Annotated in this window: 20 protein-coding genes and 1 riboswitch; of the genes, 4 read left to right on the top strand and 16 right to left on the bottom strand. The window is 62.5% G+C overall.

Annotated elements, in window-relative coordinates; translation table 11 throughout:
• Positions 1–96: 96 nt before the first annotated feature.
• From OGM61_10565 to OGM61_10550, 4 genes are all read right to left on the bottom strand, one after another.
• Positions 97–948 (bottom strand): MetQ/NlpA family ABC transporter substrate-binding protein, encoded by an 852-nt coding sequence (locus OGM61_10565; GenBank protein ID UYI84275.1) that lies wholly within the window; start codon positions 946–948, stop codon positions 97–99.
• Positions 949–1,090: 142 nt separating this feature from the next.
• Positions 1,091–1,768 (bottom strand): ABC transporter permease, encoded by a 678-nt coding sequence (locus OGM61_10560; GenBank protein UYI84274.1) that lies wholly within the window; start codon positions 1,766–1,768, stop codon positions 1,091–1,093.
• Positions 1,761–2,765 (bottom strand): ATP-binding cassette domain-containing protein, encoded by a 1,005-nt coding sequence (locus OGM61_10555; GenBank protein ID UYI84273.1) that lies wholly within the window; start codon positions 2,763–2,765, stop codon positions 1,761–1,763. Before OGM61_10555 ends, OGM61_10560 begins: the two co-directional genes overlap by 8 nt.
• Positions 2,766–3,129: 364 nt before the next feature.
• Positions 3,130–3,972, bottom strand: a complete 843-nt coding sequence (locus OGM61_10550; protein UYI84272.1) for an MBL fold metallo-hydrolase — start codon at positions 3,970–3,972, stop codon at positions 3,130–3,132.
• Positions 3,973–4,215: 243 nt separating this feature from the next.
• On the opposite strand from OGM61_10550, the gene OGM61_10545 reads away from it, so the two are divergent.
• Positions 4,216–6,942, top strand: coding sequence for an FAD-dependent oxidoreductase (locus OGM61_10545; GenBank protein UYI84271.1), 2,727 nt, complete (start codon positions 4,216–4,218; stop codon positions 6,940–6,942).
• Between the two features lie 20 nt (positions 6,943–6,962).
• Positions 6,963–7,307, top strand: a complete 345-nt coding sequence (locus OGM61_10540) for a hydrogenase maturation nickel metallochaperone HypA (GenBank protein UYI84270.1) — start codon at positions 6,963–6,965, stop codon at positions 7,305–7,307.
• 50 nt (positions 7,308–7,357) lie between these two features.
• Here the strand turns inward: OGM61_10540 and OGM61_10535 are convergent, their stop codons facing one another.
• Positions 7,358–7,882 carry a DUF1273 domain-containing protein gene (locus tag OGM61_10535; GenBank protein UYI84269.1) on the bottom strand — a complete coding sequence of 175 codons (525 nt, stop codon included), beginning with the start codon at positions 7,880–7,882 and terminating at the stop codon, positions 7,358–7,360.
• Between the two features lie 131 nt (positions 7,883–8,013).
• A riboswitch (FMN riboswitch) is annotated at positions 8,014–8,130 on the top strand.
• A 74-nt stretch (positions 8,131–8,204) separates the two neighbouring features.
• On the opposite strand from OGM61_10535, the gene OGM61_10530 reads away from it, so the two are divergent.
• Positions 8,205–8,960, top strand: a complete 756-nt coding sequence (locus tag OGM61_10530; GenBank protein ID UYI84268.1) for an ECF transporter S component — start codon at positions 8,205–8,207, stop codon at positions 8,958–8,960.
• 29 nt (positions 8,961–8,989) lie between these two features.
• Here OGM61_10530 and OGM61_10525 read toward each other — a convergent pair whose 3' ends face one another.
• The 9 genes from OGM61_10525 to OGM61_10485 all read right to left on the bottom strand — a co-directional run bounded on the left by OGM61_10525 (position 8,990) and on the right by OGM61_10485 (position 19,130).
• Positions 8,990–10,330 (bottom strand): MATE family efflux transporter, encoded by a 1,341-nt coding sequence (locus OGM61_10525; protein UYI84267.1) that lies wholly within the window; start codon positions 10,328–10,330, stop codon positions 8,990–8,992.
• Between the two features lie 226 nt (positions 10,331–10,556).
• Complete coding sequence (tagD, locus tag OGM61_10520; protein ID UYI84266.1) at positions 10,557–10,946, bottom strand: glycerol-3-phosphate cytidylyltransferase; 390 nt, start codon at positions 10,944–10,946, stop codon at positions 10,557–10,559.
• Positions 10,943–12,091 carry a CDP-glycerol glycerophosphotransferase family protein gene (locus tag OGM61_10515; protein UYI84265.1) on the bottom strand — a complete coding sequence of 383 codons (1,149 nt, stop codon included), beginning with the start codon at positions 12,089–12,091 and terminating at the stop codon, positions 10,943–10,945. The genes tagD and OGM61_10515 overlap by 4 nt, the downstream gene beginning before the upstream one ends.
• Positions 12,088–13,620: an oligosaccharide flippase family protein gene (locus OGM61_10510; protein UYI84264.1), complete on the bottom strand. Its 1,533-nt coding sequence runs from the start codon at positions 13,618–13,620 to the stop codon at positions 12,088–12,090. Before OGM61_10510 ends, OGM61_10515 begins: the two co-directional genes overlap by 4 nt.
• A 4-nt stretch (positions 13,621–13,624) precedes the next feature.
• On the bottom strand, positions 13,625–14,596 hold the full coding sequence (locus tag OGM61_10505; protein ID UYI84263.1) for a glycosyltransferase: 972 nt from the start codon (positions 14,594–14,596) through the stop codon (positions 13,625–13,627).
• Positions 14,597–14,617: 21 nt separating this feature from the next.
• Positions 14,618–15,601 carry a glycosyltransferase family 2 protein gene (locus OGM61_10500; protein UYI84262.1) on the bottom strand — a complete coding sequence of 328 codons (984 nt, stop codon included), beginning with the start codon at positions 15,599–15,601 and terminating at the stop codon, positions 14,618–14,620.
• Positions 15,598–17,070: an O-antigen ligase family protein gene (locus OGM61_10495; protein ID UYI84261.1), complete on the bottom strand. Its 1,473-nt coding sequence runs from the start codon at positions 17,068–17,070 to the stop codon at positions 15,598–15,600. Before OGM61_10495 ends, OGM61_10500 begins: the two co-directional genes overlap by 4 nt.
• 1 nt (position 17,071) lies before the next feature.
• Positions 17,072–18,505, bottom strand: a complete 1,434-nt coding sequence (locus tag OGM61_10490) for an O-antigen ligase family protein (GenBank protein ID UYI84260.1) — start codon at positions 18,503–18,505, stop codon at positions 17,072–17,074.
• Positions 18,506–18,668: 163 nt separating this feature from the next.
• A complete protein-coding gene (locus OGM61_10485; GenBank protein ID UYI84259.1) occupies positions 18,669–19,130 on the bottom strand; it encodes a helix-turn-helix transcriptional regulator in 462 nt (153 codons plus the stop codon).
• Positions 19,131–19,517: 387 nt separating this feature from the next.
• Here OGM61_10485 and OGM61_10480 point away from each other — a divergent pair, with 387 nt between their 5' ends.
• Entirely contained in the window at positions 19,518–20,183 is a 666-nt protein-coding gene (locus OGM61_10480) for a response regulator (GenBank protein UYI85591.1), read from the top strand.
• A gap of 109 nt (positions 20,184–20,292) precedes the next feature.
• Here the strand turns inward: OGM61_10480 and OGM61_10475 are convergent, their stop codons facing one another.
• On the bottom strand, positions 20,293–22,179 hold the full coding sequence (locus OGM61_10475; GenBank protein UYI84258.1) for an S-layer homology domain-containing protein: 1,887 nt from the start codon (positions 22,177–22,179) through the stop codon (positions 20,293–20,295).
• A gap of 159 nt (positions 22,180–22,338) precedes the next feature.
• Positions 22,339–22,977, bottom strand: coding sequence for an RluA family pseudouridine synthase (locus OGM61_10470; protein UYI85590.1), 639 nt, complete (start codon positions 22,975–22,977; stop codon positions 22,339–22,341).
• Positions 22,978–23,359 lie beyond the last annotated feature (382 nt).

The raw sequence follows: 23,359 nt of genomic DNA, 5'->3' as shown, positions 1-23,359 counted from the left end.
GCCTGCGGGCGGCAAACTCTGCGAGGCTTTGCTGACACGCAAAATCCCCCGGCAGCAGCCGGGGGATTCGTGCGTTTTTCAAAAGAGGGGGGGTGCTTAGAAGCTCGCAACGACAGCGCCGTTGTAGGTGTCGGCGATGTACTGCTTCACGGCGTCGGTCTTGAGGGCTTTGAGCAGGGCCTGGGTCTTCGGGCTGTTCTCGTCGCCGGCGCGCACGGCAATGATGTTGGCGTAGGTCTGGGCGGCAGCGCCGTTGGCGTCCTCGGAGGCGAGCGCGTCGCTGATCTTCAGGCCGGCGGCCAGGGCGTAGTTGCCGTTGATGACGGCGATGGAGCCGGCAGCGGCGTTCTTGAGCTGCGCCGGGACGGTGTCTGCCTGCACGGTGACGATGTTGTAGCCGCCGTCGTCAACGATGTCGAGCGTGCTCACGCCCTTGGCGGCGTCCGCGTCATCGGGGAGCTTGATCAGGCCCTCCTGCTGGAGCAGGAACAGGGCGCGGGTCTCGTTGCTGTCGTCGGCGGGGATGATGATGGTCGCGCCCTTGGCGAGATCCTTCAGGTCGGTGACGCCGTTGCCGTAGATGCCGAACGGCTCATAGTGGATGGTGCCGACGGAGACGAGGTTGGTACCATTCTTGGCGTTGAAGCTGTCGAGGTAGGGCTTGTGCTGGAAGTAGTTGGCGTCGAGCGTGCCGTCGGCCAGAGCCTGGTTCGGCAGGACGTAGTCGTCATAGGTGACGATCTTGAGCTCGTAGCCTTCGTCGGCGAGGGCCTGCTTGATCTGCTCGAGGATCTCGGCGTGCGGGGTGGCGCTGGCGCCGACGGTGATGACTTTGTCATCGGAAGCGGCAGCCTTCTTGTCATCAGTGGTCTTGTCGCCGCAGGCGCTCAGCGCGACGAGCGAGAACGTCAGCACGAGGGCGAGGATGAGGGACGTGATCTTTTTCATTTTCGTTTCTCCTTTATATTTTCATTTTGAAATTTGTGTGGTTTCGGATGTTAGGATGTGCAGTTCGGGGCGGCACATTCGTCCGCGCCGGATGTTCACGCGCAGCAGCGCGGGATAGTGTAAACGCATGGGCTGTCTCCTGTCAGGTGCGGGAGCGCCGGTCGGTGCGGCGGGCGATGTACATGCCGAACTCCTGCAGGATCTGCACGATGATGATCGTCAGCGCTACGCACAGCCAGACGATCTGATCGTCGTACTTCTGGTAGCCGTAGGTGATGGCAATCTGGCCGAGGCCGCCGCCGCCGATCGTGCCGGCCATGGCGGAGTAGCCGAGGATGGTCACGGTGGAGATGACGGCGCCGGTGATGAGCGCGGGCTTGGCCTCCGGGATGATGACCTTCCAGATGATGCGCAGCGTGGACGCGCCCATGGACAGCGCGGCCTCGATGACGCCGGCGTCCACTTCCTTGGCGGCGGACTCGACCATGCGCGCCACATACGGGGCGGCGGCGATGACGAGCGTCACGATCACGGCGCGGTTGCCGAGGCTGGTGCCGACGATGGCCTTTGCCACCGGCAGCATGGCGACCATGAGGATGATGAACGGGATGCTGCGCAGGGCGTTGACGATGATACCGAGCGTGCGGTTGAGCCAGCCGATGGGGTGGATGCCGTCGCGGTCGGTCATGCGCAGGATGAGGCCGACCGGCAGGCCGATGAGATAGGCAAAGAACGTGGAGATGAGCGTCATGTAAATGGTCTCCCAGATACCGAGCTGCAGGATGCCGTTTTGCCAGAGTTTGATGAGCAGATCAGACATGACTTCCATCCTCCTGTAGATAAGAGATGTGGTTATGGTCGAGCCAGCGCAGCACATCGTGGAACTGCTGCGGGTCGTCGGGCAGGTCGATGACCATGTGGCCGTAGATGCTGCCCTCGACGATGCGGGTGTCGGCGAAGAGAATGTTCACCGGCACGTGGCACTCGAGCGTGATGCGCGAGATGACCGGTTCGTTGGAGCAGCTGCCGTCGAAGACGAGGCGCAGGCGCCTGCCCGTGCACGGCGGGAGGTTTTCGGCCGGGCTCTTCGGGAGAATGAGCGCCTTGGCGATGTCGGACTTCGGGTGCGTGAACACGTCGCTGACGTTGCCGATCTCGGCGATGCAGCTCTGGTCGATGACGGCCACGCGCTGGCAGATCTGCTCGATGACGCGCATCTCGTGCGTGATGACGACGATCGTCACGCCGAGCGTCTGGTTGATCTCCTTGAGCAGGTGGAGAATCGACTGCGTGGTGTTCGGGTCGAGGGCGCTGGTGGCCTCGTCGCACAGGAGGTATTTCGGCCGCGTGGCGAGGGCGCGGGCGATGGCCACGCGCTGCTTCTGGCCGCCGGAAAGCTGCGAGGGATAGTTTTTCGCGCGGTCGGACAATCCGACGAGTTCGAGCAGCTCGGCGGCGCGGGCCTGAGCCTCGTCGCGCTTGACGCCGGCGATCTCGAGCGGGAAGCAGATGTTGCGCAGCACCGTGCGCTGCTCGAGCAGGTTGAAGCTCTGGAAGATCATGCCGATGTCCTGCCGGGCCTTGAGCAGGTCGCGGCGGCTGAGCTGCGTCATGTCGCGCCCGTCGATGCGCACCGTGCCGGAAGTCGGCCGCTCGAGGAGGTTGATACAGCGCACGAGCGTGCTCTTGCCGGCGCCGCTCAGGCCGATGATGCCGAAGATCTCCCCGTCCTCGATGCGGAGGTTGACGTCCCGCAGTGCGTGGATGTCGCCGCCCGGTGAGGGGTAAGTTTTGTTGAGATGTTCGATTTCGATCATGGTGGATTCTCCCTCGCAGAATAATTTTTCGGTACAAAAAACAGAGGCCGGAAGACTCGTTGTCTTCCGGCCTCTGCGGATACGGCTTGGAATTCTGGATCAGCCGTTATTGGAAGCGAACACAAGACGAGTCATATTTCTGAGCACGACGAGACATGCACATGCAGCCGGGCATGTACATCATCATAGCCATCATCATGTTGTTCGTCTGAGCAAACTTCATAATACGACGCGTCTCCTTTCGTTAAAAATCACGGTTTCCGGTGGAAACGAGCGCAGTATAACGCAGTTTTCTGCGCTTGTCAACCCCAAAATCCACAAAAGCAGTATGAAACGCGCATTAGAAAAAGCAAATCCATCGATTCTAAAATTTGATCGTTTGCGGCGTTACGTCCGGGTCGTGGCTGCACAGAGACGCCGCGCAGGCGCCGTCTCGGCTCATCTCGCCGATCCAGTCGAGCGCCTTTTTCGCGCGCACGCTGTTTTCACAGATGCCGGGCACGGTGCCCTCCGCCCAGGAGCGGGGACTTGCCGCGCCGTCGGCGTTGAGCAGCACGTACCGGCCGCCATTGCGGATGAGCGTGGCGAACATGCCCTCCGTGTGCCCGGCGATGTGCACGAGATGCACCGAGTCGTCCCCGAACAGGTCGTACGAGCGGCTCTCCGGCCCGATGTGGTTCACGCGGTACCAGAACCGCTCCGGCGGCTCGTCCATCCACAGCTTGCGCGAGGTGTAGCGCAGGTTCACGCGGCACGACCAGAAGTATTCCTCCTCCGCCACCAGCAGACGCTTTGCGCCCCGCACCTCGCTGATGCCCGCGACATGATCCGGGTCGAGGTGGGAAAAGAGCACATAGTCCAGATCCTGCGGCCGGATGCCGCGCGCGGCCAGCTGCTCGCCGATCGACTGCCCCGGCTCCACGACGCTGTGCACGAGCGTGTACCACCCGCGGCCGAACATCCGCAGCTGCGCCGCGCGGTCCTCGATGCCGGTCGGGCTCACGGTGCGCGGCAGACCGGCGTCCACCAGAAACAGGCCCTTCGGGTGCTCCACCAGATACGCCGACACCGGCAGCCAGATGCGCGCGCCGCTCTTGAGCCGCCGCGCGTCCGCTTTTGCCGGCCAGCGCCACTGGGCACTCGCCGGCAGGTTCGGCGCCACGCCAATCTTCCCGCAGTGCAGAACATGGATCCGGATCTGAGCCATGGCCGTTCCCTCCTCGTGAATGTACGCGATATTGACCAAATGGTTACTAAAAAGCATATCACCGCCTGTGCAGAATGTCAAGACAGGCGGGGAAAACGACCGGGATTTTGCAATCTTCAACAATGTGCTGTGCATTTGCGTATTGAATTGTATGCGTGAGATGTGCTACAATAGATTGCGCATCTATTCACAAACCAGGGAATGAAAACAAAACATTTTAAGGGGAAGAAAGGAGCCTGAAACATGGCAAGAGAACTGATCCTGAAGCTGGGCAAAAAGATCACGGACCGCGTGGACGTGAAGCTCGGCATGACCAAGCTCGACGAGAATTCGCCCGAGTATTACGGCCTGGCCAGCGTCGTCACCGACGAGATGGCGGAACTTGCGCTCGCGATGAAGGTCCGTGTCCCGACCACACCGGCCGAAATCGGCAAAAAGGTCGGCAAGGATCCCGTCTACGTGGAGCAGCTGTTTGACCAGATGTCCATGATCGGCCTGCTCGAGTACAACTGGGAGAACGCCGACCATCACAAGCAGTGGACGCTGCCGATCTTCGTGCCCGGTTCTGCCGAGCTGATGAACATGAACCTCCAGCAGGTGGAGACGCACCCGGAGATCGCGCAGTTTTTCGAGCGCATGTCGTTTCTGCCGCTGACGAAGATCACCTGCATGGTGCCTCCCGGAGGCGCCGGCGTCGGCATGCACGTCATCCCGGTCGAGAAGGCCATCCCGGCCACGAACGAGTCGGTCGATGTCGAGCACATCTCCCACTGGCTGAAAAAGTACGAGGATCAGCTCGGCGTCGGCTACTGCTCCTGCCGCAATGCCATGCGCATTCAGGGCGAGGGCTGCGGCGAGCTGCAGGATGAGATGTGCATCGCCGTCGGTCAGTTTTGTGACTACTGTCTCGAGACCGGCAAGGGCCGCAAGATCACCTATGATGAGGCGATGGAGATCCTCCAGCGCGCCGAGGACAACGGCTATGTCCACCAGATCACGAACATCGACGGCGAGGATAAGATCTTTGCCATCTGCAACTGCGCGCTCGGCTCCTGCTTCGCGCTGAGAACGAGCCAGCTGTTCAACACGCCGAACATGTCCGCCTCCGCTTACCGCGCCCATGTCGACGCCGAAAAGTGCGTCGCCTGCGGCAAGTGCGCCGAGGTCTGCCCGGCCGGTGCTGCCAAGCTCGGCCAGAAGCTGTGCACCAAGACCGGCCCGGTGACGTATCCGAAGCAGCCCCTGCCGGATGACAACCACTGGGGCGAGCACATGTGGAGTCCGAACTATAAGGACGACAACCAGAAGCAGTGCCACGAGTCCGGCACCGCCCCGTGCAAGACCGCCTGCCCGGCGCACATCGCCGTGCAGGGCTACATCAATCTGGCCGCGCAGGGCCGCTATCTGGACGCGCTCAAGCTCATCAAGCAGGATAACCCGCTCCCGGCCGTCTGCGGCAGCATCTGCAACCGCCGCTGCGAGGAAGCCTGCACCCGCGGCGATGTCGACCGCGCTGTCGCCATCGACGAGATCAAGAAGTTTGTCGCCGAGCAGGAGCTCCAGGCCGACAAGCGCTACATCCCGAAGGTCATCACCCACCGCGGCATCGCCGATCCCTACCCGGAGAAGATCGCCATCATCGGCGCCGGCCCGGCCGGCCTGTCGTGCGCCTACTATCTGGCGAACATGGGCTATGAAAACGTCACCGTGTTTGATAAAAACGAGGTGCCCGGCGGCATGCTGACCCTCGGCATCCCGAGCTTCCGCCTCGAGAAGGATGTTGTCAACGCCGAGATCGAGGTGCTTCGTGAGATGGGCGTGCACTTCCAGTGCGGCGTCGAGATCGGCAAGGATCTCACCATCGACCAGCTGCGCGAGCAGGGCTATAAGGGCTTCTACCTTGCCATCGGCGCGCAGAAGAGCGCACCCATCGGCGTGCCCGGCGAAGAGCTCTCCGGCGTGTACGGCGGTGTGGACTTCCTGCGCAGGGTCAACCTCGGCAAGAAGCCGCGTATCGGCAAAAAGTGCGCCGTCATCGGCGGCGGCAACGTCGCCATGGACGTCTGCCGCACGGCCATCCGCCTTGGCGCGAAGGATACTTACATCATCTACCGCCGCAGCCAGGCCGAGATGCCGGCGGACGCGGAGGAAGTCGCGGAAGCCATGGAAGAGGGCGTGCAGTTCCGCTTCCTGAGCGCACCGGCCGAGATCCTCGGCGAAAACGGCAAGGTCAAGGCCCTCAAGGTCGAGCTCATGGAGCTGGGCGAGCCCGACGCGAAGGGCCGCCGCAAGCCTGTCGGCACCGGCAAGTTCGAGACCATCGAGGTCACGTCCGTCATCGGCGCTATCGGCCAGCGCGTTGACCTCGGCCATATCGCGCCGGAGGCCATGGCCTTCAACCGCAACGGCACCGTCCAGGCCGACGGCGTGACGTATCAGACCGCGCAGCCCGACATCTTCGCCGGCGGCGACGTGGTCACCGGCCCGAAGTTTGCCATCGACGCGATCGCGGCCGGCCGCGAGGGCGCTATCTCCCTGCACCGCTACGTGCATGAGGGCCAGAGCCTGACGCTGGCGCGTGACCCGCGTGAATTCTACGAGCTCGACAAGAAGCAGGCCGTTGTGCCCATCGACTGCTTTGACGCCCCGGCGCGCCAGACCGTCGCCCACGACGCGAGCAAGGCCAAGACGTTCTCGAACGACCGCATCACCTTCACCGAGGCGCAGGTCAAGGCAGAGGCGTCCCGCTGCCTCGGCTGCGGCGTGTCCGTCGTCGACCAGAACAAGTGCATCGGCTGCGGCCTGTGCACCACCCGCTGCGAGTTTGATGCGATCCACCTGCAGCGCGATATGCCGGAGGCCAGCCGTATGTACCGCACCGAGGACAAGATGAAGGCCATCCTGCCGCACATGGTCAAGCGCGCAGCCAAGCTCACCATCAAGGACATCAAGGGCAAGCGCGCGAAGTAAGCCGACCGGAGGAAAACGCGATGCACGAACTGGGAACCGTGTTCTATGTCATCCAGGAGGTCGAAAAGGTCGTCGAGGAAAACCACCTGACCCAGGTCGCCAGCGTCACGCTGGAGGTCGGCGAGGTCAGCGGCATCATCCCGTATTACCTGACCGACTGCTGGAAGTGGGCGGTGGAAAAATCGCAGTATCTCAAGGGCGCGGAGCTGAAGATCGAGACGCTCCCCGCCGTGACCTACTGCGAGGACTGCAAACAGACATATCCAACGGTCAAATACGCCAAGATATGCCCGCACTGCAAGAGTGAGCATACCTATCTGCTCAGCGGCAACGAGTACACCATCAAGGAGATCGAAGCCTGCTAGCAGCCGCAAAAAGAGCAAACGGGGAACGCTTTTCGGCGTTCCCCGTGTTTTTATATCTCGTCTGCCGGCGCGCTGTCGATCGGGATCTGGATGATCTCCAGCCGGCGGCGGGCGGCGTATTCGAGCGTGCGGGCCGTGCCGCCGGGCCGGCCGTCAAATGCCGCGATGAGGATGCGCGAGGCATCGACCATGTAGCGGTTGCGGCGCATCATGCACCCGGGGGTGTAGGCCTCCTGCACGAGCGTCTGATAGTCGCACTGGCGCAGGTCGTAGGCGTAGCGTTCGCGCAGCTCCGGCCGCCAGCGGTCGGCCTGGCCGGCGAAGGGGATGGCCGCCTCGATCGTGACCTCCGGGTGCTGCAGGCGCAGATAGCGCGCAGCGTCGAAAAAATACAGGTCGCAGCCGTTGGCCATGCCGCAGATGAAGTGGCGGATGCCGGCGGCGTAGACGGCGTCCACGGCGTCGAAGAGCTGCTGCTGCAGCTTGCGGCAGCGGGGGTCGTTCTCGTCGCTGCCCCAGGGCAGCTTGTATTCCCGGTGGCCGGTGAAGCAGCAGGTGTTTTCGCGCTCGGGCATGGCGGTGCCTCCTTTCGGTGGTGGCCTCCATTGTACGCGCCCGGAGCGCTGCTGTCAAACCTTTCCTGCAAAAAAGTACTTGCATTCTTTTCCCACTGTGCTATAATGCAGACAGTAAAACAACTGAATCGAGATGTCTTCGGGGCAGGGTGTAATTCCCGACCGGCGGTGATAGTCCGCGAGCCGAGCAAGGTTGAATCGGTGCAATTCCGATACCGACAGTATAGTCTGGATGATAGAAGATGTTACGAACCTCCATTGTTCGCAGCGCCTGAAGGACATGTTCTTTCAGGTGTTTTTCATTCCATGGAGGTGCTTTGTCATGTTGAAAGAAAACCTGTCCTTTATCGGTGTCTGCGCGCTTGTGTTCGCGGCATTGCTCGGCCTTGCGTATCTGTTTGAGCGCACGGTCTGCCACGATCTGCAGCGCCGCAGCCGCAGCCGCAACATCAGCTATGTGGCCATGTTCTCCGCCCTCGGCGGCGTGCTGATGCTGCTCGAGATCCCGCTGTTTTTTGCGCCCGGCTTCTATAAGATGGACCTGAGCGAGCTGCCGGTGCTCATGAGCGCGTTCTATCTCGGACCTGTGGCCGGTGTTATCACCGAGCTGCTCAAGGTGCTGCTCAAGCTCCTGCTCAAGGGCACGAGCACAGCTTTTGTCGGCGACTTTGCCAACTTCGTCGTCGGCTGCACGTTCGTCCTTCCCGCCGCTGTCATCTACCACCACCACAAGACTCGCCGCACCGCCATCATCGGCATGGCCGTCGGCACGCTGTGCATGACGGTCTTCGGCAGCCTCTTCAATGCCCTGTACCTGATCCCGAAGTTCGCCGAGCTGTTCCACCTGCCGATCGATCAGATCGTCGCCATGGGCACGGCTGTGAACAAGGGCATCACCAGTGTGCCGACGCTCGTGCTGTTCGCCGTCGTCCCGTTCAACCTCATCAAGGGCGTTGTGGACTCGGCGCTGACGTATCTGCTGTATAAGCGCGTGGAGTTTTTGCTCTTCCCGGAGCTGCGCAAGAAGGAGAAAGTCCAGCCGCAGGTCCAGTCGAAGAATCCCACCCCGCAGCACTGAGATCGTACATAAAGAACCGCCTGCAGGCATCAGCCTGCGGGCGGTTTTTCATCTGTGCAGATGCGGCGCACCGTGCGCAGCAGCAAGGTGAAGCTGAGCGTGAAGTTCACGCACTCGTTGAAATACAAAATGAAGATGTACCCCGCCAGCCCGAACCGCGGCAGCAGCACCCACACGAGCACTACGCCGAGCGTGGCGTCGAGCACATTGATGGCCATGCAGCGTGTCTGCTGGCCGAGCCCGCGCAGGCAGCCGTCGGTCACGGTGTCGAGATACATCACCGGCACGAGCGGCGCCAGCAGCCGGATGTACCGTCCCGCGTCGTCCGAGTGGTAGATCAACTGCCCGAGCGGCCCGGAAAACGCCAGCAGCAGCACGGCCGTACCGCACGCGAACAGCAGGCACCGGTACAGCAGTGCGCGTACCAGCCGCCGGATGTCCCCGCACCGGCCGGAGACCTGCGCCGTCGTCAGCTCCGGCACGAGCAGATCCGCCAGCGCGTACAGCAGGCACGAGGGGAAGAGCACCACCGGCAGCGCCATGCCGTGCACGATGCCGTAGCCCGCGAGCGCGCGGTCGGCCGTCAGGCCGGAGCTTTTGAGCCCGCGCGGGATGAGCAGGTGCTCCAGCGTCGTGAGCGATGTGCGCGCATAGGCCGACACCGCCAGCGGCAGCGCCACGGAGAGCATCCGCCGCGTCAGGTGCGGCACGGTGTCACCGCCCGTGCGGTATTTGCGCCGGTCGAGGAGATACACTGCCGCCATCATCAGCAGCGACACCACGTCCGCGCACGCACCGCCCGCCGTGACGGCGGCGCAGCTCTGCTCCAGGTCGCCGGCGGCCGCAAAGGACAAAAACCACATCACGCACGTGATGCTCACCAACTGCTCGATCAGGTGCACGAGCGTCGGCTTCCACACGCGGCCGGAGGCGGTGAAATACCCGTCCATGACCGACGAGAGCGCGATGCACGGTAGGCTGATGCTCGTGATGCGCAGCGAGCGCACCGTGCGCGCGTCGCCGATCCAGAGAAAGCCCACGGGCTCGGCCAGAAAATACACCATCGTACCCGCGCACAGGCCGAAAAACAGCGCGTAGCACGCGCACCGGCGCATCGCGCCCGTGACGCCCGCGCCGCGCTCGAGCCCCATCTCCTCAGAGATCAGGCGTGTGGTAGCAAAGCGGATGCCTGAGATGGCGAAGGTTGCAAACAGCACGCTCACCGACATGACGAGCTGGTACAGCCCGATGCCGGCCGCGCCGATGCGCCCGACGATCCATGCCTGAAAGACGAGCCCGATGCAGCGCATCACGATCGACGAGCCGGTCATGAGCGCGGTGTTGACGATGAGCCTGCGATTTGTGTGCACGCGCGCGACCTCCCGACGCAGTTTGTACCACTCTATGGCGCGGGAGGGAAAAACATGCCGCCTGCAAACCTATGCACAAGGACAAAATCATGGAGCAGCGGGGGAGCCCGAGGGGGCAAGGCCCGTCTCGGATAAAATCCAGCGCTTGTCTCAAAGCCCGAGCAGGACTTTGGGACAAAACGCATGCCGCCCGGCGTTCGCCGGGCGGCATGCGTTTTGTGCTCATTCAGGTGTGCAGATCGGTCTTGATCTTCGTCGTGGAGATCTCGGGCGTGCGGGGGAGGTAGACGACCTCGCATTTGTCCTTCAGGAAGTCGAACTTGCCCTTCCAGTCGTCGCCCATGACGAACACATCCACGTGGTATTTGTCCACGTCGGTGATCTTCTGATCCCAGCTCTCCTCCGGGATGACGAGATCGACATAGCGGATCGCCTCGAGCATCCGCTTGCGGTCCTCATAGGAGAAGTAGCTCTTTTTTTGCTTTTCGTTCCAGTTGAATTCGTCCGTGCTCAGGGCCACGATCAGGTAATCGCCCTGCTCCCTGGCGCGGCGCAGGAGGTTGATGTGCCCGTAGTGCAGCAGGTCAAAGGTGCCGTAAGTGATGACACGTCTCATGTGTGCTCCCTTTCCCGGAGGCGCTCGGCCAGAAACGCGGCGACGCGCTCGGCGGAGTGTCCGTCTGTGTATTGGTTGGTCAGCTTCGTGAGCTGCATGCGTTTGGCCCGCAGCGGATCGTCGCCCGCGGCAAGCTGCTCAAAAAACACGCGGAAATCGTCCGGCGTGTCGAGCATGGCCGCGCTTTCGCGCAGCGGCTGCGGGTCGATGGCAAAGCCCGGCTGCTTGGCGTAGGCGTCGATATCCTCGAACGTCAGCCCCACGGGCTTGCCCGTGAGCAGATAGTCAAACAGCACGGAGGAATAGTCCGTGATGAGGGCATCCGTGCAGGCGAGAAATTCGTAGGACGTGATGCCGTGCGCGGCGAAGAGCCCGTCGTCGATGAAGCGGAGGTGGCTCAGCTCCAGCGCGCGGATGTGCGACAGGTCCTGCGCCGGGTGGGGCTTGACGATCACGAGCGTGTTCGTCGCCCGCGCGGCCTCGTTCACGGCCGCGGCCGCCGCCGGGTCATGGATGACGGGGACGGAGATGTCCGTCGTCGCAACGAGGTTGTTCTTGTGCTGCCGGTACGTGGGATACCAGACGACGAAGCGGTCAAACTCCGCGCCGAAGATGTCCTTCAGGTCGCATTTGTGCGTGAACAGGTCGTCGTTGCGCGGGAAGCCGAGCGTGACGAGCTTTTCCGGTGGGATGTGAAATTCATAGCTGTTCACGGCGTCAAAAAACGGGGCCTGACTCAGCGCCCAGTCGGTCGTCGGGTCGCAGAAATAGTAGTCGTGCACGCTCTTGAGCGGGCTGCCGTGCGTCAGGTACAGATGCACAGTCTCCGGTCGGAGCTTCTGGAGCTGGCCGTTGCAGTCCACGATGGCAGCGGCGCGGGCGCGCAGCCAGAACAGCCGCAGCAGCGCCCATGTTCCCCGCGTGCCGGCAAAGGACACGTTCTTTTCATGTACGTTCCGAAAAGCGGCCGGATCCGGCACGACCCACACGAGCCGGTATCGGTCGTTCCAGCCCTGGGCCAGCAGCGTCCGGTACAGGGCGCCGGTGTTGTCACCGAGGGGCGGCGCGCTCTCGAGCAGGATGACCGGCTTGCCGGGCAGCAGGCTCAGCAGCCGCACGAGCAGGCGTTTCAAGCGTTGTTTCATTTTCTCAGCACCTTTCGCACCATGCCGCCGACGAGGGCCTTTTCATATCCGTTCATGGACAGCAGCCACACGGAGGCACAGTAGATCGCTGTGTAGACGATGATGCCGCCGAGCAGCATCGGAATACTGTAGAGGTTTACAAACAGCATCATCAGCACGCCGCACGCGGCGGGCGGCAGCAGGCCGAGCGTCATGCGCCCGATATTTTTCCAGAACACGGTCACGTCGATGTTCAGCCGCCGCTGATAGAAGATGTTCATCACGAGTCCGTTTGCCAGCGCGACGGCGACGGCCGTGCCGATCGCGCAGCCGATCGCGCCGAGGTACTGGCACAGCCAGATGCTGATGGCGAGGTTGCCGATGGCCATCGCCCCGTAGATGATCGAGCGGTACTTGTGCAGATTCTGCGCGCGCTGCATCTCGATGCCGAGGTTTTGCGTCAGCGGCACCATGCCGGGGATGATGAGCAGCAGCACGATGATATACGCATCGTCATAGCCCGGTCCGGCCCAGAAATAGATAAACGGCTTGCCAAAGAAGATGATGCCCGTGCACACGAGCGACAGGATTAGAAACTGGATGCGCCCCACGCGCACGAACAGCTCCGTGAGCACGGTGCGCAGGCGCGCTTTGTCGTCCTTGTTGTCCTGCACGAGCTGATGGATGCGCGGCGTGAACACGGACGACACCGCCGTCGAAAACGAGATGAAGTACGTGTGCAGCTGCTGGCCGACGGCGTAGACCGCCGTGGCGGCCGTGCCGCAGTAGCGCGTGATGATGAGCTTGTCGAGGTTGTTGTTGACCTGGTCGACGACCATGTTGATGGCGATGAAGCCAGAGAACACAGCAATGTCCTTGAGCACGGCGCCGTCAAAGTTCCGGAACGAGACCCAAATGTGCAGCTTGCCGAAGCAGTAGATCAGCCGCAGCACGTCCACGAATACCGAGATCGTCACCGTGACGACGACCATGCCGATCGAGCCGTAGCCCGCCAGCAGCACCGGCAGCGTCACGAGCGGGGACACGACCGTGCGCAGGATCTCCGTCGCCTTCAGGAACACGAACTGCTCCTGCGCGCTGATGATGTTGCTGAACACGCTCATCGGGAAGCTCACGGCGAGGTTCGCCGTCAGCAGCAGCATGAGGATGCGCGCCGTGTGGTACTCGGCGTCCGTCAGGCCGGTCTTGAACACCATCTCCAGATGGAACGTCAGGTACAGGCCGCACGCGAGCGCAACGAGCCCGATGACGGAAAACACGATCAGGAACAGGCCGTTGAGCCGCGCAATCTTATCGTCCGCCTTTTCCTTGCGGTAGAGGATGTAATAGCGCACGTAGCTGCCGCCGAAGCCGAGACTGAGCACCGACAAAATGGCGATCGTCGAGGCGACGGTGGAGTACAGGCCGTACTCGCTCTTGCCGAGGATGCGCAGCATGAACGGCGTGTAGGCGACCGAGACGATGATGTTGAGCGTCATCTGCACATACGTGAGCAGAGAGCCGGAACGCAGTTGATTGTGATGCTTCATAGTGTCAGTGTCCGGCGGCGGCGAACAGCAGGTGCACCGCCCGGTACTGCTTCTTCCCGAGCAGGGACAGCACCAGCTTCTTGCGCGCCGGATAGCCTTTCAGATAGGGGTTGTGCCGGTAGTCGGGGAAGCGCGCGGCGGTAAAGTCCAGCAGCTGCGGCAGCAGTGGGTGCGCGCTCTGCGCCTTGAGAATGCGCACGGACGCATCGTAGAGCACATTGTCCACGCAGAGCTTACCGAGCTCGTTTTCATACTGCTCGAACAGGCCGCGCGCCTGATACCACGTCAGCACGTCGTCGATCGCGTCCATGATTTCGGCGTTGGCGTCGAGCGCGCGCTTGGTCACGGAGCCCTCGTGCTGCCGGTAGAGGTAGAGCACGTCCGGCAGGATCACAACGGATCTTGCCGCCGTGAGCATCTTGCGCGTCATGCACAGATCCTCGCCCCAGCCGCGGGCGCGAAAGCGGATGCCCGTGTCCGTGAACAGGGTGCGCCGCCAGGCCGCGATGCAGGCCGACGGGCGGTTGAGCAGCAGGGCAGGCGTCTCCTGAAGTGTCAGCGGCGTATGCAGCGGCAGGTCGTCGGTGAACACCGCGCCGTCGTTGTCGCCGGTCATGCGCAGACCGAAATAGCACACGTCGGCCTGCGTCTCGTCCAGTGCGGCGGCCAGCACGGTGAACGCCTCCGGCGTATAGCTGTCGTCACTGTCGAGAAAGAGCACATAGTCGCCCTGCGCGAGCGGGAGCGCCGCGTTGCGCGCGTCGCCTGCGCCGCCGTTGGGCTTGTGCAGCACGCGGATGCAGTCCGGATGTTCGCGCGCGAGCGTGTCGCACAGCGCGCCACTCTCGCCGTCGGTTGAGCCGTCGTCCACGAGCAGAACCTCAAAGTCCGCGCCGGTCTGTCCCAGCACGGAGTCTACGCCCTCGCGCAGGTATTCCCAGCCATTATAGACCGGGATGATGACACTGAATTTCATAGCTTCCTCCAGTCCGGGCGCTCAGCCGAGCTTGTCCTTGACGGCAAAAAGTGCCCGCACGGTGCGGTATTTGCGCTGCCGCAGCAGGCGCAGGATCAGCTTGTGGCTGCGGGAGAGCTGCGCAAGCAGGGGATTGTCGAGATAGTCCGGGAACTGCGTCTGCACATAGTCCTGAAAGCGGTCGAGCAGTTCGCTCTCCGGGTCCACGCGCAGCACGCGCACCGAGGCCGCGAGCAGCACGTGATCTACCGCCAGGCGCGACAGCTCGTTGTAGTAGCGCTCGAACAGGCCGTTTTCGCGGTACCAGTCGAGCAGGTTGTCAAAGGCTGTGAACAGCTCGGCGTTGCGCGCCGTGTTCGTGTTGCGCGTGATGGAGTTGGTGCGGTCAACGTAGTAATACAGGATGTCCGGCACGAAGGCGGCGCTTTTGGCCAATGCCAGCAGCTTCACGGATGTGCACAGATCCTCGTACCAGATGCGCGCCGGGTAGCGCACGCCGGAATCCAGAAACAGGCTGCGCCGCCAGATGCGGCTCCAGGGGGAGGGCATGGTCTGCATCAGCTCGGGCGTGTCGGCGAGCGTGAAGGTGCGGTCGGTCGGCAGGTGATCCACGAGCTCCTTGACCACGACGCCGTCTGCCTCGAGCGCCGCGCCGAAGCCGATGATGTCGCTGCCGAAGCGGGCGACGGCGTCGGCAAGAACGCGGAACATGTCGGGGGCGATGTAGTCGTCACTGTCGATGAAGATCAGGTACTCGCCCTGCGCCGCCTCGATGCCGACGTTGCGCGCCTCACCCACGCCGCCGTTCGGCTTGTGGATGGCGCGGATGCGCTCCGGGTGCGCCGCAGCATAGCGGTCGCAGATCGCGCCGCTCTCGCCGTCGGTCGAGCCGTCGTCGATGAGGATGACCTCGTAGTCTTCAAAATCCTGCGCCAGCACGGAGTCGATGCACTTGGGCAGGTAGTCCTTGACGTTGTAGACCGGGATGACAACACTGAAAATCATGCGCGTTTCTCCTCTCCGTCCGGCAGGGCGTCCGGCTGTTCACTGCGCATCTGCGTCAGGTAATAGACCACGGCCAGCAGCACCGACATGTAGATCGAGGCGTTCGGTCGCCGCAGTACGCCGGCAGTGAAGTAGGCGTACACCAGACACAGGCACAGCCCGATGCCGAAGGCACCGGCCTCCACCGTGAAGTATTTGCGGAAATCTTTGATCAGGCACTTGACGATCAGGTACAGGAAATAGCCGATGAAGGCGACCATCATGGCCAGACCTACCCAGCCGTAGAGGAAGCAGATGCCGTGAAAATCGTTCTCCACGTCATAAATCTCGCCGTCAAAGGCCATGCGGCCGAGCTCCATGCCGAACAGGCGAGAGGTGAACGGCTGCTCGTCGAGCAGCATCTCGCAGAAGACGATCTTGCGGTGGCGGGTCGCCGTGATGTCCGTGACCTGATCGGAATAGCCGTAGGCGGACATGACGCGCGCCGTGCCGAAGCGCTGGCACATATTCGGGGAGTAGAAATTATAGATCGTGCACAGGGCGTGGTAGCGCTCTTCGGGCGTGACGGTGGAAGTGCCGGTTTTGTTGCCCTCGGCGCGCTTGATCATGCGCTCGGCGTCGTTCTGCTTGTAGCTCATGGCCTCGTTGTAGCGGTTCTGGTTGATATACATGGGCGACTGCTTGTAGGTCGCACAGCATGCGATGAGGATGAGCACCAGCACGGCAATGTAGCGCTTGGAGGTGCGGGCCTTGCCAGTCAGCACCAGCACGACCGGCACGCCCAGCGCGGCCACGGCGATCGAGAAGAATGCCAGACGCGTGCCCATGAGATAGAGCTGCGCCAGCGCGGCGACGCTCGTGACCGTGAACAGCAGGAAGTTCTTTCTGCGGTAGCACAGCAGGATGACGATGGGCGCGAGAATGCTCATGATCGCGCTCTGTGCATTGCCGAACGAGTACCAGCCGAGAATGCCAACGTTGGTGGACTGATAGGTCGCCGAGGAGGTGTGTGTGAGCACGCTCACGACGACCGAGGCCGTGATGATCCAGAAGTTGAGCATCAGGCCGGTCTCAAACGCGCGGTAGCACTTGTTGTTCGCCCGCAGAAACGAGATGAAGCACAGCACGAACAGCGGCATCTGCACGACGCGCACAAAGTTGGTCAGGTCGTAGACGATGCGCTGGTAGCCGACGATGAAGCAGGAGATGCAGTGTCCGACGAGCAGGAAGGCACAGGCGGCGATGGCGATGCCGTAGACCTTTTTGCGCGACGAGGTCACAAACCCGAGCACGCACACAACGGCGAATACGGCGAAGCGCAGCAGCAATGTGATCGTGTTGCTCATACCGAGCCGGTCCGTCCAGAAGGATAGGATGTCCATCAGCGGCTGCAGGATCAGAAGGATCATCAGAAACTTCGGCAGCATCGGCGCGAGCCGCTCGCGCAGGGAGTGTTTTTCTTCGGACATATCAGTTCTCCTTTGAGTCGTCGTAATCTCTGATATAGATCAGGTACCAGATGGATGCCAGAATCAGGCAGAGATAAAAAGATGCATTTGGGCGGCGCAGTACGCCGGCGGTGTTATAAATGTGGGCGAGGGCGGTGCACAGCGCAACGCCGCAGGCGCCGGCCTCGACCGTGAAGTAACGCCTGGCATTGCGGATGAGCGCGCACACGATGATGACCAGGAAATACCCCAGAAAAGCCAACAGGCACGCAAGCCCCGCCCAGCCGTACAGATACGCGATGCCGTGGAAGTCATTTTCCACGTCATAGCAGTACCCATGGTAGGTCATCTCGTCGTAGCTCAGGCCGAACAGGCGGCTGGTAAGCGGCTCGGTGTTCAGCATCAGGCGGCAGTAGTTGATCTTGATCGTGCGGACATTCGTGATGTCGGCAGCTTTGGTGGAGTATCCGTACATTTCCGCCGTGGCCTCGAGTCCGTAGCGCTCGACAGTCCCGCCGAGGTACTCATCATAGGCATAGGTGAGGTAGGCATACCCCTGATCGCCGAATTCCGCCTTGCCCTGCGCGACCAGCCGGTCGATGTTCTCCTGCTTGCGCACGGCGTTGGCCGCAACGGCCTGCTGGTTGCGGTGTATGGGGGACACGGTGTAGCCCGCCGCACAGACGGCGGCACACAGCAGCAGCACGGCGCAGACCTTTGCGCTGCCGCGCTTTGTGAGCGCAAGCGTGATGACCATGCCGATCGCCGTCACGAACAGGGACATATAGGCCAGACGTGTCGCAAAGCAGAATAGTTCCGCGAAGCCGACGACGGCGATGGGCAGCCAGCGCCGGATCTGCCCGCTGCGCAGTGCCGGACACAGCGCGAGCGGCACGAGCATCGACAAAATCGCGCTCTGGCTGTTGGCAAAGTAAAACCACCCGCACAGGCCGATGCGCTTGTCCGGATACGTATAAGGATCCGTGCCGGTCAGGGCGCTGAGCAGCTCGACGGCGGCGATGATCCAGAAGGCGATGGTGATGCCGCGCTCCAGGCTGGCAAAGCCTTGCCGGCAGCAGCGCAGGAATGTGATAAAAGCGATCGTAAACAGCGGCAGCTGCGCGAAGCGGATGAAGTTGGTCGCGTCGGAGATCAGGTTCGCGGTCGTGAATGGAGCGTTGGCGCGCAGGCACGCCAGCACGTGCCCCGCATAGAGTGCGGCGCACACGGCAGCGGCGATCCAGTAAAAGCGCCGGCGTTCCGAGAGCACGAAGCCCGTGAGCATGACGCCGAGAAAGATCAGCAGGCGCAGCGACAGCGTCAGCTTGCTGCCCCAGGCCAGATCCTGCGTCCAGAATGACAGCACATCCAGCAGCGGCTGCGCGGCACACAGGCTGATGAGCACACCGGGCAGCCAGCGCGGACGGGCCGCTTCCTGCGACGATATCGGTTGCATAGTTTTTCCTCTTTTTCTCTCAGGATAGTTACACTCCATCATACGCTTTTTTCCCGGTCAGGTCAACCTGCGCGGCCGTTTGTTCATATATTTTTAGAGAATATAGTATGCAGACACCCCCGGACGGAGATAAACTCCGGTCGGGGGTGTCTGTCGTGTCGGATCACAGCAGCTTGTCCGCCTCGTGTGCATAGCTGCAGATGAGCTTGTCGAGCAGGCGCTGCAGGTCGGCGGCCTTCGGGTCTGTGACCGCCTGTGCATGCAGGCGGTGCAGGCCGTCGATGGCCTCCTGGCTCAGGCCGAGGGAGCTGTAGACGTCGCTCTCGCCGGCGCGCTGCGCATCGGCGTCGTCGGCCGCCTCGTCAAAGCCGAGCAGGAAGTTCGGCGTCGTGCGGAAATACCGCGCGATGCGGCTCACGACCAGTGCCGACGGCACCGTGACCTCGCGCCGGTCGTTCGGCTTGAGATACTTGCGCACGGCCGGGCGGCTGATGTTGATCTCATCGGCCAGCTCCTGCGTGTTGACGGGCTTGCCGTACACGTTGTTGCCATTCATCAGATAGGTCAGCCGGTCACGGAACACGCTGCCGAAACCGCCGGCGGCCTCGTCGTTGTCTTTGCCCATGAAAATGACCTCCCATTCCGTAAAGTAAATTTTTTCAAACTTTTTTCGGAAAAAGGCTTGACAAACCCGTAGAAATGGTTTATACCAAAGTTACGTTAATCAAAAACGAAACTTTGGTTTCTCGCTACAGGCCGAATCAAGCTTTTCTGCCCCTCAGTAAAGCACAACCGGCCGCAAAAGTCAAGACATACTCCCCCAAAACGACAAGGAGGTATCGCTATGAGCAAAGATCGTGATCTCATTTTTGATATGACCGAGGACCCGGAGGTCCTGACGTACCCCGCAGCGGATAATGAACCGCTGCAGCTCGGTGGTGTGGGCGACGATGCGGCCTCCGCCGCGGACCGCCAGGTGACGACGCCGGGCGACGTGCACGTCGCCCCGCAGATGCCTGCGCCGATCGACGGCACGCTGCGCCAGTTTGCGCTGCGCGTACCGAGCGTGATCGACGAGTGCAGCGGCATCATGGTGTTCGGCAAGCGCATCAAGTCGCTGGTGTTCTCGACCGACCTGGCCATCATCCGCAATGTCAACGCCGACGCGGTGTTTGCGGTCTACCCGTTCACGCCGCAGCCGGTCATCACGCAGGCGCTGCTCATGGCGAGCGACCTGCCGGTGTTCGTCGGTGTCGGCGGCGGGCTGACGACGGGCAAGCGCGTCGTGAACCTCGCCATGTACGCCGAGATGCAGGGCGCGACCGGGGTCGTCGTCAACGCGCCGACGCCGGGCCGCATCCTCAACCGCATCCGCAGCAGCGTCGACGTGCCGGTCGTGGTCACGGTGGCCAATGCCGACACGAACTACCGCCACCGCATCGAGGACGGCGCCGCGATCCTGAACGTAGCCGCCGGCGCGCAGACGCCGGAGATCGTGGCCGAGATCCGCGAGCGTTTCCCGGACTACCCGATCCTTGCGACCGGCGGCGCGGATGACGAGAGCATCCGCGCCACCATCCGCGCCGGCGCCAACGCCATCATCTGGACGCCGCCGACCAGCGGCGAGCTGTTCCGCGACGTCATGAAAAACTACCGCGAGGGCAAGCCGCACCCCTGATCCGACAGCGCTTTTTGCTTTCTCTTTCTGATTTTGCTTTCTCTTCCTGTTATCCAAGCGGAAGGACGCATCCATTCGGATGCGTCCTTTTGTTGTCTTGTTTTGTCCTTCAGAGCCGGCAGAGCATGGCGCACGCCTGCTCGCGGGTCGCGCTACCGCGCGGGCAGAAGCTGCCGTCGGGCATGCCGTTGATGACGCCGGCACGCTGCAGCGCCTGCACGGCGGGCAGTGCATAGGCGGCAATGTCGGCTTCATCCGTGAACGTCACGGCCGCATTGTCCGTGCCGAGCACGATGCCGAACTGCTGCGCATAGCGGTCGAGCATCACGGCCATGTCCTGGCGCGAAATATTGGCATTCGGCGCAAATTCGGTGCTCGAAATGCCGTAGACGATGCCGTTGGCAGCCGCCCAGTTGACGTAGGGCGCATACCATGCGTCGGCCGGCACGTCCTCAAACCCGGCACTCCGGTATTCGGAGACGTCCGCGCCCTGCAGTCTGGCGAGCATCTTCACGAACTGGGCGCGCGTGACGTCGCCGGTCGGGACGAAGGTCGTCGGGGTCATGCCGTCGATCACGCCGGCTTCATAGAGCTGCCTGATATACGAATAGCTCCAGCGGCCGGCCGCCACGTCCGTGAACGGGAAGGGCTGCTCCTCCGGCTGCCCGGAGCCGTAGGTGCCGTAGATATCGTCCATCAGGTTTCGATAGAACAGGTGCGTCTCGATGACGCTCTTGTTGGCGATGCCGCCGACGAACTGCATATGGTCGGCGCGCGTGACAGGCATGACGTACCAGATGCCGGGCCGGAAGGTGATGTCGGAATAGCCGTCATAGTTAATCCAGCCCTGCGTACCGTCGCGCTTGAGGCACTCGGTGGTGTTTTTGTCCGTCGTGGTCGGGTAGAGCGCGGACACGGTGTTGACAAGGCCGTCGTTCGGCAGCCAGCTCCGGTCGATGTAGATGCCGCCGGCGGTGTACTTGTCGCAGTACTTGCCCATGTTGATCGAGCCGGGCATCATCAGCGCGGACATACCGTTCGACGGGATGGCCGACACGGTGGGGTAGTGGTTGCCGGTGAGCGGATCGGCCGAGGTCTGGTCGCCCGCGTAGGAGAAATAGTAGACGTTCGGCTGGATCTCGATGCCCTTGTTGATCTCGAGCGATTTGTCGATCGTCAGGTCGAGGAAGGCGTTGTCGTTGTGCGACAAAAAGTCGGATCTCAGCACGCGGTCAAGCGCCTGGGCAAATGTCTCGTTGTCGTCCTTGCGGATGCCGAACTGGTCGAGCTGGAAGTCGTACACGCCCTTGAGCGACGACAGGCCCAGCGCCTTGGCGGCGCCTGTGGCCAGGTTGGCGGCGAGCTTTGTGAAATTGCTGTTGGCCTCAATGAACGTCGTGCCGTTGTGCGGCGCGGCGATGGCGGTCAGCGAGTGGACCCAGCTGCCCTTGCCGCCGAGGAAAAACGGGCTCGGGGCCACACCGGCGGCTTTGGCCGCAGCGACCTCCTCCGGGCAGCCGTTGGTAAGGATCTCGAGGAACAGGCGCGTCGTCGCGCCGCCGAAGCTGTGGCCGACGAGGTTCGCGGCGCGCTGTGTGCCCCAGCCTTCGAACAGCGGCGTCTCATAGTCGATGCCGTAGCGCTCGTGGCCGAAGTCCTGCGCGTGCTTGACGCCGTAGTCCGTGCGCGCACCGACGAGCTGCGCGTACAGCTCGCACGCGCGGTCCCACGCGCTCGAGAGCGGGCCGACGGAGGCGGCGTAGGTCTCATAGCCCTGCGTGGCCAGATAGTCCGGCAGGCTGCCGGTGGTCATGCCCCAGTAGGGCATGATGCTGAAAATTTTGTCGCGCTGACCCCAGCCGAACAGGCCGTGCACGAACACGACCGGGTCGTCCGAGCGGGTCTGCGTATCTGCCGCGGCGGCCGGGATGGCGCACAGGCTCAGCGCCAGCACGAGCGTCAGCAGCAGGCACAAAAATCGACGTGTTTTTTTCATGGTTTTCCCCCCTGTCTCATAGATCCATATGGTTTTCCTTCTCACAAAGCCGGCGATATACCCATATTATACCGGGCGCAGCCGGCGATTGCAAGACACTTTGACGGAAAACTGTCGCGCACTTGCGCAAAAAACGCCCCGCGCCGCGGCGCGGGGTGCTTAGTCTGCAAACAGGCTCCAGGGGGAAATGTCCGGCGGCTGCTGCTCGAAATAGAGCACCTCGCCGGTGTCCGGATGGGCAAAGTGCAGGCAGTGCGACCAGAGTGCGATCGGCCCGTCATCGGGCAGCGTGCTGTACTTTTTGTCGCCCCAGAGCGGCAGACCGCGTGCGGAAAACTGGCAGCGGATCTGGTGCGTGCGCCCGGTCTGCAGGTAAATGCGCACGAGCGAGAGCTCCGCGCGCGTGCCGAGCACGTCATAGTCGAGCACGGCCTCCTGCACGCCCTTGGCCATTTTATCCGTGACGTAGGTCTTACGCTCGTTCGGGTCGCGCCGCAGCAGGTCGCGGTACGTGCCCTGCAGGGCGTCCGGCTCTCCGTGCACGACGGCGAGATAGGTCTTGCCGAAGTCGTGCTCGCGGATCTGCGCCGAGAGCTTCGACGCGGCCGCCGGGGTGCGCGCGAGTACCATCAGTCCGCTGACCACGCGGTCGAGCCGGTGCACGGTGCGCACGCAGGCCTTCGGGTCGCCGAGCGCCTGCCGCACCAGCTCGGGCACGCCGCCCGGTTCGTCCGTGGACAGCACGCCTGCCGGCTTGATGCACACGAGGATGCTGTTGTCCTGATAGAGAATGTCCATGTCGTCGCCTCGTTTCGGTGTCTGCCGTGAGTATACCACACCGGCGGCGCGCGGGCAATGAAAAAGCGGCGGTCATTGCGTTTTCGCCTCCGGCCGGTAAAACGGGATGCTCAGCGCCATGATGACCGCGAACACGCTCAGGTAGGTGAGTACATCCCGGCCGTGCGACACGACGGCCGCCGCGCAAAAGAAGATGCAGCACGCGGCCGTTGCCGCCGGTCGCGGTGAGGATCTTCTCGGCTTTGAAAAACACGCCGCTGCCGATGACGATGCCGACGACGAGCGCGATCGCCGTCGGCAGACCGTATTTTTTCTGCAGATCGTTTCCCATGGCGTCTCCCTCCGCTGCGTGTATGCAGAGAGATTTTACGCACCGCCGCCG

Source organism: Clostridiales bacterium (assembly GCA_025757645.1).
Lineage (GTDB): Bacteria > Bacillota > Clostridia > Oscillospirales > Oscillospiraceae > CAG-103.
Note: the sequence above shows the minus strand (reverse complement) of the source record. Positions and strands in the feature narration are given on the sequence as shown.